Here is a 14,142-nt window from a genome sequence, read left to right as displayed (position 1 = left end):
GGAGTTTATTATCCTCTATGCACTAATCCGCTTTCTTTACCACAATTTTTCTTGGAGGCACCGTTAGCTCTTGCAGCTCTACCCCCGCCTCTCTTACCTTGTTTAAAATAACAGACTGCTTACTGAAATACATCAAGTCTGATGATGTCGTAATGGCTTCAATCTGCAATTCCTGAATCTCCTTATTTAATTCTGCCGCTCTCTTGAGCAACTTTTCAACTTTAAAATGATTGGATATATACGCGAAGGCCAACATTGTTAGAAATAGGAAATAGGGCAGCTGCTGCACCACTACTTCCCTTGTAAAAATCCTGCCCGAAACAAAATCCCTGAGCGATATCTTTCTAAAAGCAACGTCGCCTGAACCAACAAACTCTTTATCTTTCCTTTTCTTTTTAGCCATAACTACAACTTTTCACATATTCGTAGCTTTGCACTTCTTGACCGAGTATTGATTTTTAATTCTTCCTCCGATGGCAAAATAGGTTTTCGACTAATCGGCTTAAACGGGACAATACTTTTACCATAAAAGTCCTTTTCGGGCTGTGTTTGCTCACAATCACCGGTTTTCATAAAGTTCTTCACCAACCTATCCTCCAGGGAATGATATGAAATCACCACCAAACGCCCCTCCTCGGCCAACACATCCTTGGTCTGCATCAACATTTCCTTTAATGCTTCCATTTCCCCATTTACCTCAATCCGAAGTGCTTGAAACACTTTGGCCAGAAACTTATTTTTATCACGGGAAGGAACGCAGGTTTCGGCTATCTCCAATAAATCCGAGATCATTTTAAAATGACTGCCCTGCCGCTTTGAAAGAATACCTCGTACTAACTTACCCGCATTCTTTATTTCGCCATAATTTTTAAATATCCGATACAGACCATCCTCTTCGTAATTATTAAGCACATCCGCAGCTGTTAAACCCGATTGCTTATTCATTCGCATATCCAGCGCGCCTTCAAAGCGAAATGAGAATCCTCTTTCCGGAGTATCAAAATGGTGAGACGAAACACCCAGGTCCGCTAAAATCCCATCCACTTTTTCTATGCCGATATATCTGAGAAAGTGTTTTAAATAACGAAAGTTGTGACGGACAAAAATCAAACGCTCATCCTCAGGTCTATTCAGATAAGCATCCTCATCTTGGTCAAACACAACAATACGACCGCCTTTCAGGTGTTTTAAAATCTCCTTGGTATGTCCGCCACCTCCAAAAGTGACATCAACATACACCCCACCTTCCTTCAAATTAAGACCTTCGACACACTCCTTTAACAGAACCGGCACATGGTATACATTCTCCATTACACGCCCTCCTTTTCTTCGCTATTTGACTTTCCTCCAAGTTTAGCTTGAAGATAAGCATCCAATTCACTTTCACTCATTTCTCCTACTCCATAATCCGCACTATTCCACACTTCAATTTTCTCGTCTACCCCTGCCATCACAACCTCTTTGGGCGATTCAATAATTTGCATTAATCGTTTGGGAAATAACATTCTGCCATTTGCATCAAAAGATACCTCGGCTGCAGTTCTTACATATTGACGATAGGCTAAACTATCAGACCTGTCATGCATATTCAGCTTTGATCGAATGTCGTCAATATGCAACTCCCAGGCCGGATACGGGTACGCAAACAGGCAGTTTGTATGCAGATCTTTCCTAACCACAAAACGGTTCTCCTCCATGGCATTCATCACTTTTTTAAAGTGCGAAGGCAACACGAAGCGTCCCTTTGCGTCGGCTTTACAAACAAAATCACCTATAAATGTGGCCATTAGGATTGATAATTATTTTTGGTAAAAGTATGAATTTTTCAAACCACAATCAACCACTTTACGCCACTTTAATCCACTTTGTTGATAACTTTTTTCCCTTTTCCTTGCAAACATCATTTTTCAGGATGAAATCTGCCGGAATTCAGTTGGGTACTCCGCGTTGAGAAACGGATATAAAAAAAACAGCTACATTCTAATGCAGCTGCCTATATGTTTGATAAAAAGAGAGTTTACATTGTCTCTTTTTAATCACTTTGCCTAGCTAATCGAAACCGTTCATGAAAGCATTACTCAATCTTGGTGGCTGTTAAAAAACGAATATTGAAAATCCATGGGCATAATTTCTAAATATTCATCAACGGTCGCGTTGGACAAACAAGCCTCAATAATCCGTTTTCCAGTAACGGATATTTCAGATTTTAAATACTTTGGCAATTGACTTCTGAAAAATTCATGAAGTATTTCTGCTCCATCATCAAAAGCAGATTCTCCTACCTCAGCTTGTTTATGAACCTGCAAAAACCTTTTTGGTATTTCTTCTCCCTCAATCGTGATATAATTTAACTCAAAACCCAATAACGAACAGCGCGCTTTTTGAAATTGATCACTCCTAAGTTTGGCGTTACCCCGCCTTGTTAAGTATTCCCTCATTAACAATTGGGGTCTAAACCCAACCTTCCAGGCACCAATGTACTGATTGGGCACAAGCGTGTATCGCATTCGGGGGGTATTGATGATTTGCTCCAATAACAAATTGGCATGTGTTATCATTTTGCCTGCGGCAAATGGCCAGTAGGAACCAACCCCTTCACTTCCCATTCCTCCACCTCCAACAATGCTAGGGTTAGCATGTCCCCGAGGAGACACAAGCCTCCACAGCCACGCTAATGCAGGCGGCAGAATGTGGAATAACCCAAGAATCCCGTACGTTGGATTTTCTTTTGTACAAGGCGGAGTCCGGACACCAAAGCTCCTGATGTCTACCGTTGCCGGCGTTTTAATAACATTGGGGACAATATTTCTGGGAACTACTACTCTTGGATTCGGGCATCTTACACCCGGACTGTCTTCGATATGGTTCCAAATTAATGCAGTGCATTCCGGGTTCGATTTTATATTTAAAAACAACAAGGGCTCCTCGGTCTTTATCGTTAGTTTCTCAAGAAAAGGGTCGTCTCCATAATCATTTACACTATCAACCCTTATAAACCAGGAATTTTCAGCATCTAAAACAGTTAACTTACCGTTATTTTTTTGGACAGATGGATGGCATAAGGCCATATCATCCGTCACTGGATTGAAAGAACAGAACAAAGGAATATTGATTAATTTTTTTTCACCAGTCAAGGAATTTTCACCAATCAAAACTTGTCCGTTTTCTTCCCTAACAATTTTTTGGTGCATCTCACTTTTTCCTCCGCCACTGGCGCCTTCGTGCATAAAGGTGGTGACATTATCGTATGGACTTACCACCTGCACTGTTGAACAGTGGGCCGTAACCCAACCCTCCCTTTCGCCTTTTGTCAGCAAAGCTCCATACAGTCCTTTTTTGGCACTAGGCCCGGGATATAGATTGTATGAAAATATCTCATGCAGATCCTCAGATCTTTTGTGCACCACTATTTGTTTTCCGTCAAAATGCGTATGCCGGAAGGTAGGTGCTACATAAATAGCCGATTCTACATCAAAATCCCAGGGTAGTTCATTAACGGGTATGATACGCTGAAGCATGGCCAACCCCATAGCGAAGAAACCCGCATTTTTAGGCGCTATAGCAATACCTCCTGAACCGATATTTTCAAATCCTGCAAAGTAAAAGAATATGGCTAATTCCTGGTCCTGAAGCCATTCTAAAGTTTCTTTACGCAAAGTATCAAAACCGTACCCCAACCGATCTTCAAAGCGTTCTTTATCTGTGGGTAGGTCATCAGCAATTAACATGGTATCGGGATCTCTGCGCCTCATATATGGTTCTACGTAATTAGCCGACACGCCATTGCTAACCCTATGAACAATCGCTTCGGTAACTTCACCCTTACCCGGTATTGTATATTTCACCTCGTAACAACTATTGTCGCCTCCCACAGCAGCTTTCGCCAATTGCTTCACGGTATCAAAAGTTTGAAAAGTTTTGCAACCGCCAAGAACTACATAAACATCATCGGGCAGACTAATTCTTTTCTTTTCAAGTTTTTTAAACAAATCTTTCATAATAAAAAGTATTTATAAGATCCTCCAGTCAGGCCATACCAAATCTTTCACTATTAAAAGATAACAAATTAAATAGGATGGACGAAGAATTAAGAGGTCTTTTTAATAGCAGGTTTTGTTAGACCATAACTTAAGGGTCATATCAAAAAACAGTCTAATCAAATATTCACTTTTTTACATATGGGCTATATGTTTAATTTTTTTTTTATAAAATTGAGCCTCATTTTATAAAACATGGAGGAGAAAGCAAAACAACAATTCACCAAAATCGATATCGAAAAGGTTTTTAGGGATAAAAACCCCGGTATTTTAAAATGGATTCCTAAATTCGTTATCTCTTACCTAAAAAGGGTAATTCATCAAGATAGCCTAAATTGGATGTTAGAAAAATATCCCGATAGCTATAATGTAGAATTCGGAAAAGTTTGCACGAGTCATTTCGGCGTAAAAAGCAAAAGTTTTGGATTGGAAAACATTCCAAAAGACGGGCGATATCTGTTTGTATCAAATCACCCTTTGGGCGGTCTGGACGGAATAATATTCATGAACGAAGTAGGCCGTGTTTTTGACAACATAAAATTTCCCGTAAACGACATCCTGTTACAAATTGGCCGCTTTAACGATATTTTCGTCCCTATTAATAAACATGGCGGACACTCTCGACAAGCCGCCAAACTTATCGAAGAGGCATTTGAATCTGAAAATCAAGTACTGTTTTTCCCTGCCGGATTGGTTTCGCGCAAACAAAAAGGAGGCATTAAGGACCTGGAATGGAAACCTAACTTTATTAAAAAGGCAATCAAACACCATCGAACTATTGTTCCGGTTCATATAGAAGGACGTAACTCGAACTTTTTCTATAATCTGGCTCGCTTGAGAAAATTTCTTGGACTTAAGGCAAACATTGAAATGCTTTACCTCGTAGATGAGATGTTCAAGCAAAAGGACAAACATATTACCCTAAGATTTGGGACGCCCATAAGCTGGAATGAACTAAAAAATGGAGAGTCGCCGAAAACTTGGGCCGAAAAAATAAAGGAAACAGTCTACAGCTTACCAAAATTAATTTAATTTTGCATTTGCTAACATGTATAAGTTCATGGACAACAACAAACACATAATTGCGCCAATAGCCAAGGAAAAGCTTGAGGCCGAATTAACTAAAGAAAGATTTGTTCGCCACACCAACAAGGGCGGCAATAAAATATACGACTTTAGGGGGGACGAAGCCCCTAATTTAATGTTGGAAGTAGGCCGTTTAAGAGAGGAATCATTTCGTCAGGCAGGGGGAGGAACCGGTAAAGAAGCGGATATTGACGATTACGATACTGCAGAAGTACCTTACCGCCAATTAATAGTTTGGGACCCTGAAGAAAAGGAGATACTGGGCGGCTATCGTTATATAATGGGCAACCAAGTTCCCCGAGACAAAGATGGCAACGTTAAATTGGCCACCTCGCGACTTTTTCATTTTTCCGACCGGTTTCTGAATGATTTTTTCCCGTATACCATAGAGCTGGGAAGATCATTTGTTCAACCTCAATACCAATCGAGCAAGCAAGGCGCTAAAAGTCTTTTTGCGTTGGACAACCTATGGGATGGCTTGGGTTCGTTAATTGTAAACAATCCCCAGATGAAATACTTTTTTGGGAAAGTAACGATGTATACCCACTTTAACCAGGAAGCTCGTGATTTAATCTTGAGCTTTATGAACAAATACTTTAGCGATCCTGATAAATTGGTTTATCCTTTAGACGATTTTAAGGTAAAAATAGGTCTTTCTCAAGAAAAAATAGATGAGATTTTTCATGGCCCTACATTTGTTGAAGATTATAAAGTGCTGAATAGGAGAGTAAGAGAACTTGGCGAAACCATTCCGCCATTGGTGAATGCCTACATGAATCTATCTCCTTCGATGCGATCCTTTGGAACAGCAGTAAACGACCGTTTTGGTGATGTTGAGGAAACCGGCATCATTATCACCATTAAAGACTTTAATCAAACGAAGACCGAACGTCATGTGGAAAGCTATAAGCCCGATGATCCGCACGACTAGACCCGCTCAGTCAGATAGAATAATCATTAAATAAGACACAAAAGCACTTTCGGAAACGAAGGTGCTTTTTTTATGCGAACCCCCACAATTAGGTATTGCCAGTATTTTTTACAATCCTCATTTTTACAGTATGGAATTAATCTAAATTAAAATAAAACATTTCATAAGTTTGGACTGTTTTAGTTAGAAACATTACCCAAAAGGAGGAGAAATATGGAAAAGATAGATATTAAAACATTACACGGACATATATTTACTTGCGAGAAGTGCAACAAATTTCATTTTGAGTTTAATCAATTAGCTATTGACTTTTCGTCCTTAAATATCCTGGATAACTTTTACGATTACCTGAACAAGCTGGAAGGTAATGAGTTCGAAAAAATCAACTTTAACACGCTTTATCACAGAAAAATTCACATCCCTTTCCCTAATACTGCTATTAAAATGGTATTGTCGCAAGTGGATTTAAAGGAGCTTAAAATACTTATATCCATGTTCCTGAAAGAATACAAAACTGCTGAAGAGGAATCTCTTATGATGAAAAATCTGACGCACATATCAGAAAAACAATTGAACTGATGGTTCAAATCGGTTTTTAACAATCATTAGTTTTTAAGTAATTCATTACCTGTTTTACCTGATTGATAATATCATACAACAAATCTCCCGATTAATCCGAAGGATAAAGCACCCTGTCACAACAAGTTGGGATTTTCTATGAAAAAAATTAGCTATACTTTTGCACAAATTTTAAAAACAACTATGGAAACGAAAGATTTTGCCCCCGGCAATTGGAACAACGCCATTGACGTTAGAGACTTTGTAAAACAAAACATAACTCCATACACGGGAGACTACTCATTCCTGGAAGGAGCCAGCCCCAAAACAAAAAAGCTTTGGGACATTTGTCTTCAAGCCCTTAAAGAAGAAAGAGCAAACAACGGACTTAGAAATGTTGACACTGAAATTGTTTCAACAGTAAATTCGTTTGCCGCAGGATATATCGACAGGGATAACGAAGTGATTGTTGGTCTGCAAACCGACGAATTACTCAAAAGAGCCATGAAACCCTATGGCGGTTTCAAAGTGGTACAGAAAGCACTTTCGGAGCATGGCCTAAAACCATCCGACATTGTAACCGAAGCATTTGGTAAGTATACGAAAACGCACAACGATGGTGTTTTTGATGCGTATACCGACGAAATCAGAAAATTCCGTTCGTTAGGTTTTCTAACAGGACTGCCTGACAATTACGCCCGCGGCCGTATTATTGGCGATTACAGAAGGGTTGCCCTATATGGAATCCATCGATTAATCGAGGCTAAAAAAGAGGATCTAAAGGGTATAACAGGACCAATGAGCGACCATACTATTCGTTTGAGAGAAGAAGTGGCAGAGCAGTTGAAAGCCTTAAATCAAATGATTGACATGGGTAATCATTACGGCTTAGACTTATCCCGTCCTGCCGAAAACGGAAGGGAAGCTGTGCAGTGGACTTACATGGCTTATCTGGCTGCCGTTAAAGAACAAGATGGTGCTGCCATGTCATTGGGTAGCGTTTCTTCGTTCCTGGATATTTTCATTGAGCGTGACCTACAAGCCGGAATTATCACCGAGCAGGAAGCCCAGGAATATATCGATCAGTTTGTGATGAAGCTCCGCATGGTCCGTCATCTGCGCATGGAAGCTTACGAGCAGATCTTTGCCGGTGACCCAACCTGGGTAACGGAATCAATAGGCGGTATGTTAGTCGATGGAAGAAGTAAGGTAACCAAAACTTCGTTCCGATTCCTGAACACCCTTTATAACCTGGGACCTTCCCCTGAGCCCAACATCACCATCCTTTGGTCGAACAGCTTGCCACAAGGATTTAAAGAGTTCTGTGCAAAGGTTTCTATCGACACTTCATCTATCCAGTACGAGAATGATGACCTAATGCGTTGCCATAGAGATAGTGACGATTATGGAATCGCTTGTTGTGTTTCGTTCCAGGAATTGGGAAAACACATTCAGTTTTTCGGGGCACGAACCAATCTGGCCAAAACATTGTTGTTAGCTTTAAATGGTGGGCGTTGCGAAAATACAGGCACCCAAATGGTTGATGGCATTCCCTCTATAGTCAGCGACGAGTATCTTGATTTTGACAAGGTAATGGCCAATTTTGACATAGCCATGAGAGAAGTTGCCCGTGTTTATAATGAGTCGATGAACATCATACACTACATGCACGACAAATACTATTACGAAAAAGCTCAGATGTCGTTAATCGATACCAATCCAAAAATTAACCTGGCATACGGTATCGCAGGACTATCAATTGTAGCCGATTCACTTTCAGCCATCAAACATGCCAAGGTGAAGCCTATCCGCAACGAAGATGGATTAACTGTTGATTTCCAAATTGAAGGAGAATTCCCAAAATATGGTAACGATGACGACCGTGTAGATTTAATTGCCCGTAGCCTGGTAAATCATTTTAGCGAAGAGTTGAAAAAGTTACCCGTTTACAAAAATGCCAACCCAACATTATCCGTTTTAACCATTACATCAAATGTTGTTTACGGTAAAAAAACAGGTGCTACGCCTGACGGTAGAGCCAAAGGTATTGCTTTTGCTCCCGGAGCAAACCCTATGCATGGACGCGATACACACGGTGCTATAGCTTCGTTAAACTCAGTGGCTAAAATAAATTACGAAGATTCGCAGGATGGCATTTCAAATACTTTCTCCATCGTTCCTAAATCATTAGGTTCAAACGAGAAAGATAGAATTGCGAACCTGGTTGCCGCTTTGGATGGCTATTTTGGAAAAAACGCCCAACACCTTAACGTAAATGTTCTGAATAGGGAACTTTTAAAAGATGCCATGGAACATCCTGAAGAGTATCCCCAGCTGACCATTAGGGTTTCGGGGTATGCGGTAAACTTTACACGTTTATCGCGCGAACAACAGCAAGAGGTTCTGTCTCGTTCGTTCCACGATTCGATGTAGTTTTTTACCCAAAAACGTCAAATACTGTGTTACGCTCAATAGGGGAATGCTCATTTACACAAGTTAAACTGTGCTTTGCCTATTTTTCCAGCCCTTGTATTTGAAGCTTTCTATGTAAAAACACTTCTTCGGAAAGGAAACACATACTCAAACACTGACTTGTTTGTGTATCTTTGCGCAAACAGGTCTTTGTTTTTCCTACTAACAGGATATATTATGACAGCATCAAAACTAAAAGTCCACTCTATAGAATCCTTTGGCACTCACGACGGTCCGGGTATCAGAATGGTTATCTTTTTACAAGGTTGTAACCTAAAGTGTTTGTACTGTCACAATCCTGACACCATTCCTTTAAAAGACGGAACAGAACATGAGATAGATTCTTTGGTAAAACGAGCCGAAAATATGAAAACTTACTTTGGAAAACTGGGAGGTATCACCGTTTCCGGTGGTGAACCCTTGTTGCAAAGCAAGGCCTTAATTCCATTTTTTAAAGCTTTAAAAGAAAAAGGAATTCATACCAATGTGGATACTAACGGCTCTGTTTTGACTTCTTCTGTAAAAGAACTGTTGGACGAGTATACCGATTTAATCATGGTTGACATCAAACACACGCACGCTGTGGGCTATCAGCAACTTACAGGCGTAGATGGATTTGGCTCTTCACTAAAACTTATTCAACACCGCGAAAAGACCCGAAAGCCGGCATGGTTAAGGTACGTTCTAATTCCAGGTTATACAGATGACCCCGACGAGTTAATAAAAATGGGCGAACGGTACAAAAGCTTTGAATGTATCGAAAAAATAGAAATTCAACCTTATCACAAACTGGGCACGCACAAATGGGAAGCTTTAGGTGAAGAATATCAACTGAAAGATGCCCTTGAAAATACTCCCGAACAAATTGAACAAGCCAAAACCATTCTCCAACCTTACTTTAAAGAAGTCAAAATTAATTAGTTCGTAAAGTTAAAAGTCCATAAAGTTCCAAGTTGAAAGTTAAAAGTTATTTTCAACCACGGCATTACAGACTTTATAAACTTTCAACGTTATAAACTTTCAACTAAAGATATGTCCTTATACTCTCCTCCCGAAATAATTAAAATAGCCGGTGATGCGGCCATCACAAAAGACAAATATTCAGCTAAAAAGATACTTACGCTAAGCTTTATGGCCGGGGCATATATTTCCTTCGGAGGGCTGCTTTCTATCCTGATAGCGGGTGGAATGCCGGAAATATCTGCTAAAAACCCGGGAATCACCAAATTCGTTTTCGGTGCTGCATTCCCGGTGGGACTGATGATGGTAGTAATGGCCGGGGCCGAACTATTCACCGGTAACAATGCCTATTTTATGCCAAATGTTTTAAGCAGGAAACAAACCTGGAAAGCTCCTTTACGGAACTGGGGACTTGTTTATTTCGGCAACTTCATCGGCTCTGTATTTGTTGCCTATTTTTTAACCCACCTAACCGAAGTAGTTTCTCACGAACCCTGGTTAGATATGGTGTTTAAAATTGCAGAAGACAAAACTTCGAACCCGTTCTACAAAACTTTCCTTAAAGGGATAGGTGCCAACTGGCTGGTTTGTCTGGCCCTTTGGATGGGAATGTCGGCGCAACATACCACAGGCAAAATAATGGGCATTTGGTGGCCGGTGATGGCTTTTGTGACCATGGGTTTTGAACACTCCATTGCCAACATGTTTTTTATCCCGTTGGCCATTTTCCAAGGAGCCGATATAACGTGGCCCAGCTTTGTAATTGACAACTTGATTCCGGCAACGCTGGGAAATATTGTTGGAGGCGCCTTTTTTGTAGGAACGTTATACTGGTACGCATACGAGAAAAAGTAAGACCTACACAGGGCTCCGCTTTAAGCGATAACCTGAACAATACCGTAGTTTTCACTACTGAAGAAAATATCCTGACGGTTATCGCCCTAGCATTAGGTATGTAATGAGTAGCCGGTCTGGCAGCTCATAACGAATTGTTTTGAAGTTACCAACATGGGTATCGGTCTGGGAGATGCCCTTTTTTTAGGCCCTGGTCCGCCAGAAACTTCGTTTATAAAGACATCCTCGGTGGATTCCGCTTTTTTTCATATTTTTACACTAAATAAAATATATCAATGAATAATCCCGATTCTCAATCACCCCTCAGACAACTTTCTTCTTTACTTAAAGGCGAAGTATCTTTCAAAGACCTGGATAGGGCCCAACATGCAACGGACGCTTCTGCTTATCGTGAAAAACCCGTAGGAGTTGTTTGGCCGCGGGACAATTCCGACTTGCATTTGATCGTTGACTTTGCCTACAAAAACAAAATTGAAATTATTCCAAGAGGTGCAGGAACATCGCTTGCGGGACAAGTGGTAGGAAGCGGGCTTGTGGTCAACATGTCCAAATACATGAACAATATCCTTGAATTGAACACAGAGGAAAGATGGGTGATGGTAGAACCTGGTGTTGTGCTGGATGAGCTCAACAAATATCTGGCTCCACATGGATTATTTTTTGGACCTGAGACGTCTACTGCAAACCGCTGCACTATCGGAGGAATGACTGGAAACAACTCATGTGGATCACATTCATTGGTTTATGGTAGTACCCGCGACCATTTATTGGAAGTTCATGGTTTCCTGTCCAACGGGGACGAAGTAGTATTTAAGGAACTCCAGAAGTGGGAATTCGACAAAAAATGTCAACAAGAAGGTTTGGAAGGGGATGTCTATCGCGAAATCAATAATATTCTCTCCAAACCGGAACATATTCGAGAAATAGAGAAAGAATACCCACATAAAGACATTCATCGCAGGAATACAGGATATGCTTTAGATTACTTGTCGCAAATGCTCCCGTTCAAGGAAGACGGGGAAAACTTTAACATGTGTAAGTTAATAGCTGGCTCCGAGGGCACATTAATGATGGCCAGCAAAATAAAGCTTAACCTTGTTCCAACTCCACCAAAACAACAAGCATTAGTCTGTGTTCATTTTCATTCATTGGATGAATCATTATATGCCAACATCGAAGCGCTAAAGCACTCGCCTAGAGCAGTGGAGCTAATTGATGATAAAATAATAGAGCTGACCGGGAAAAGCGCTGCTCAACAAAGTAACCGTTTTTTTATATCGGGCAAACCAAAAGCCTTATTGGTAATTGAATTTGCAGAAAATAGCTCTAAAAACCTAGACAAGAAAATACAAGGACTTATCAATGATTTTAAAGGCCAGGACTTAGGTTATGCTTACCCGATTGTTGAAGATAAAAACATAAACAGGGTTTGGGCATTACGCAAGGCAGGACTCGGTGTTCTTTCGAATATGAAAGGAGACAACCTGCCCGTTGGCGTTATTGAAGACACGGCTCTAAGACCACAGGATTTACCTGCTTTTGCACGGGATATCAAACAGTTGTTAGGTGGATTTGGAAAGGATTGCGTGTTTTACGCCCACGTCGGTAGCGGTGAATTACACCTTAGACCCGTATTAAACCTAAAGGATCCACAAGATGTGATTCTCTTCCGCAAAATAGCAAAAGAAACTGCCCTCATTGTAAAAAAATACAACGGTTCGTTAAGTGGCGAGCATGGCGACGGCCGGCTAAGAGGAGAATTTATTCCGCTTATGGTGGGTGATTTAAACTACAAGCTCTTCTTACGTATCAAACAAATATTCGATCCTGAAGGTCTGCTTAATCCTGATAAAATTGTCAATACACCACAAATGAATACTTCATTGAGGTACAGACAACCCAATCCGCTAAAAAGCCTTAATACCATACTTAGCTGGGAGGATACTGAAGGCATTGTAAGGGCTACCGAAAAATGTTCTGGTTCGGGCGACTGTTTAAAATCAGAAATTATTGGAGGCACCATGTGCCCAAGCTACATGGCTACCCGCGACGAAAAACATACGACACGTGGCAGGGCTAATATATTAAGGGAATATTTTACGGGAACGTTAGATTCCGATAATCTTTACCTCGAAGACGTGCAGGAGGTTTTAAGCCTTTGCCTTTCTTGCAAGGCTTGTAAGTCCGAATGTCCATCCGGTGTTGATATTGCCAAGCTTAAGGCAGAGTTTTTACAACATTACTACAGCCAAAAAGGTACTCCGGTTAAAGCCCTGTTGATTGGGCACATGCCTGACATTAATCGTATGTTCTCATCCTTTCCCTGGATTTATAATACAGCCGTAACAACTCCCGGCTTAAAATCATTATTGCCCAAAATGTTAGGGTTTAGCTCAAAAAGGTCAATCCCAACTATGAACAATATTACGCTAAAGACTTGGAGCAAGTGGCATAAAAAAGCAAACCCAAAACAAAAAACGGTCTATTTTTTTGCCGATGAGTTCACCAATTATTTGGATAGCGATATTGGCATAAAGGCAATTTTACTATTGGAGAAGTTAGGTTATAGGGTAGTAGTGCCTCAGCACTTAAGTAGCGGAAGAACTTATATTTCAAAAGGCCTATTGAAGAAGGCTAAAAAAATTGCCAATAGAAATATTGAGATGTTGGCTCCCATGGTTTCGTCATTAAGCCCTATCGTGGGGATTGAGCCATCGGCCATTCTTACTTTCAGGGATGAGTACCTGAATTTGGCAACCGATGCATTGCTAAGCGAGGCACAGAAAATAAAAAAGTGCACGTTTACCATTGAAGAATTCTTGGCGAATGAAATGAATAAGGGAAGAATACGAAAGGATCAGTTCACAACAGAGGAGCGAAAAATCCGTTTTCACGGACACTGCTATCAAAAAGCCCTTTCAAACACGAAATACATCAGGCAAGCATTATCGTTCCCCGAAAACTATGAAGCCGAGGAAATCGATTCGGGATGTTGCGGAATGGCAGGTTCTTTCGGTTTTGAAAAAGATTCTTATGCTATCTCCATGAAAATAGCTGAAATGAAGCTATTACCAGCTATTAGGGAAACCGAACAGAGTACTTTGTTGGCCGCTTCGGGTACTTCGTGCCGGCATCAAATCAAAGATGGATCGGACAGGGAAGCGAAACACCCTGTAGAGATATTATATGAAGCATTGTTATAATATTATTTTTAGGCTATAATTTTGAACAACACGAATTTAA

General features: G+C 40.6%; 11 protein-coding genes. 7 read left to right on the top strand and 4 right to left on the bottom strand.

Annotated features, from left to right (window positions below; translation table 11 throughout):
• Window positions 1–22 precede the first annotated feature (22 nt).
• The 4 genes from ACRD64_RS19765 to ACRD64_RS19750 all read right to left on the bottom strand — a co-directional run bounded on the left by ACRD64_RS19765 (window position 23) and on the right by ACRD64_RS19750 (window position 3,998).
• Window positions 23–403 (bottom strand): FtsL-like putative cell division protein, encoded by a 381-nt coding sequence (locus ACRD64_RS19765; protein WP_430935262.1) that lies wholly within the window; start codon window positions 401–403, stop codon window positions 23–25.
• Between the two features lie 2 nt (window positions 404–405).
• Window positions 406–1,311 carry a 16S rRNA (cytosine(1402)-N(4))-methyltransferase RsmH gene (rsmH, locus tag ACRD64_RS19760; protein WP_430935260.1) on the bottom strand — a complete coding sequence of 302 codons (906 nt, stop codon included), beginning with the start codon at window positions 1,309–1,311 and terminating at the stop codon, window positions 406–408.
• Entirely contained in the window at window positions 1,311–1,787 is a 477-nt protein-coding gene (locus ACRD64_RS19755) for a division/cell wall cluster transcriptional repressor MraZ (protein WP_430935258.1), read from the bottom strand. Before ACRD64_RS19755 ends, rsmH begins: the two co-directional genes overlap by 1 nt.
• A 291-nt stretch (window positions 1,788–2,078) precedes the next feature.
• Window positions 2,079–3,998, bottom strand: a complete 1,920-nt coding sequence (locus ACRD64_RS19750; RefSeq protein ID WP_430935256.1) for a DUF4914 family protein — start codon at window positions 3,996–3,998, stop codon at window positions 2,079–2,081.
• A gap of 234 nt (window positions 3,999–4,232) precedes the next feature.
• Between ACRD64_RS19750 and ACRD64_RS19745 the strand changes: the two genes are divergently transcribed.
• The 7 genes from ACRD64_RS19745 to ACRD64_RS19715 all read left to right on the top strand — a co-directional run bounded on the left by ACRD64_RS19745 (window position 4,233) and on the right by ACRD64_RS19715 (window position 14,102).
• On the top strand, window positions 4,233–5,069 hold the full coding sequence (locus ACRD64_RS19745; RefSeq protein ID WP_430935254.1) for a 1-acyl-sn-glycerol-3-phosphate acyltransferase: 837 nt from the start codon (window positions 4,233–4,235) through the stop codon (window positions 5,067–5,069).
• 28 nt (window positions 5,070–5,097) lie between these two features.
• The gene (locus ACRD64_RS19740) at window positions 5,098–6,054 is read left to right on the top strand and encodes a GNAT family N-acetyltransferase (protein ID WP_430935252.1); all 957 of its coding nucleotides are present in this window, start codon (window positions 5,098–5,100) and stop codon (window positions 6,052–6,054) included.
• Between the two features lie 213 nt (window positions 6,055–6,267).
• The gene (locus tag ACRD64_RS19735) at window positions 6,268–6,633 is read left to right on the top strand and encodes a DUF6686 family protein (RefSeq protein ID WP_430935250.1); all 366 of its coding nucleotides are present in this window, start codon (window positions 6,268–6,270) and stop codon (window positions 6,631–6,633) included.
• 183 nt (window positions 6,634–6,816) lie between these two features.
• Window positions 6,817–9,045: a formate C-acetyltransferase gene (gene pflB, locus ACRD64_RS19730; RefSeq protein WP_430935248.1), complete on the top strand. Its 2,229-nt coding sequence runs from the start codon at window positions 6,817–6,819 to the stop codon at window positions 9,043–9,045.
• A 216-nt stretch (window positions 9,046–9,261) separates the two neighbouring features.
• On the top strand, window positions 9,262–10,005 hold the full coding sequence (gene pflA / locus ACRD64_RS19725; protein WP_430935246.1) for a pyruvate formate-lyase-activating protein: 744 nt from the start codon (window positions 9,262–9,264) through the stop codon (window positions 10,003–10,005).
• A 111-nt stretch (window positions 10,006–10,116) separates the two neighbouring features.
• Entirely contained in the window at window positions 10,117–10,899 is a 783-nt protein-coding gene (locus tag ACRD64_RS19720) for a formate/nitrite transporter family protein (RefSeq protein WP_430935244.1), read from the top strand.
• 275 nt (window positions 10,900–11,174) lie between these two features.
• Complete coding sequence (locus ACRD64_RS19715) at window positions 11,175–14,102, top strand: FAD-binding and (Fe-S)-binding domain-containing protein (protein WP_430935242.1); 2,928 nt, start codon at window positions 11,175–11,177, stop codon at window positions 14,100–14,102.
• Window positions 14,103–14,142 lie beyond the last annotated feature (40 nt).

Origin of the sequence: Saccharicrinis sp. 156, from assembly GCF_050589685.1 — a bacterium.
Taxonomy (GTDB): Bacteria; Bacteroidota; Bacteroidia; order Bacteroidales; family Marinilabiliaceae; genus Saccharicrinis.
The sequence above is the reverse complement of the archived record's forward strand: the minus strand, read 5'-3'. Positions and strand labels throughout refer to the sequence as shown.

Coding starts and splice junctions, on each gene's coding strand:
- ACRD64_RS19765 (WP_430935262.1), bottom strand. CDS start 403: ATGGCTAAAAAGAAAAGGAAAGATAAAGAGTTTGTTGGTTCAGGCGAC.
- rsmH (WP_430935260.1), bottom strand. CDS start 1,311: ATGGAGAATGTATACCATGTGCCGGTTCTGTTAAAGGAGTGTGTCGAA.
- ACRD64_RS19755 (WP_430935258.1), bottom strand. CDS start 1,787: ATGGCCACATTTATAGGTGATTTTGTTTGTAAAGCCGACGCAAAGGGA.
- ACRD64_RS19750 (WP_430935256.1), bottom strand. CDS start 3,998: ATGAAAGATTTGTTTAAAAAACTTGAAAAGAAAAGAATTAGTCTGCCC.
- ACRD64_RS19745 (WP_430935254.1), top strand. CDS start 4,233: ATGGAGGAGAAAGCAAAACAACAATTCACCAAAATCGATATCGAAAAG.
- ACRD64_RS19740 (WP_430935252.1), top strand. CDS start 5,098: ATGGACAACAACAAACACATAATTGCGCCAATAGCCAAGGAAAAGCTT.
- ACRD64_RS19735 (WP_430935250.1), top strand. CDS start 6,268: ATGGAAAAGATAGATATTAAAACATTACACGGACATATATTTACTTGC.
- pflB (WP_430935248.1), top strand. CDS start 6,817: ATGGAAACGAAAGATTTTGCCCCCGGCAATTGGAACAACGCCATTGAC.
- pflA (WP_430935246.1), top strand. CDS start 9,262: ATGACAGCATCAAAACTAAAAGTCCACTCTATAGAATCCTTTGGCACT.
- ACRD64_RS19720 (WP_430935244.1), top strand. CDS start 10,117: ATGTCCTTATACTCTCCTCCCGAAATAATTAAAATAGCCGGTGATGCG.
- ACRD64_RS19715 (WP_430935242.1), top strand. CDS start 11,175: ATGAATAATCCCGATTCTCAATCACCCCTCAGACAACTTTCTTCTTTA.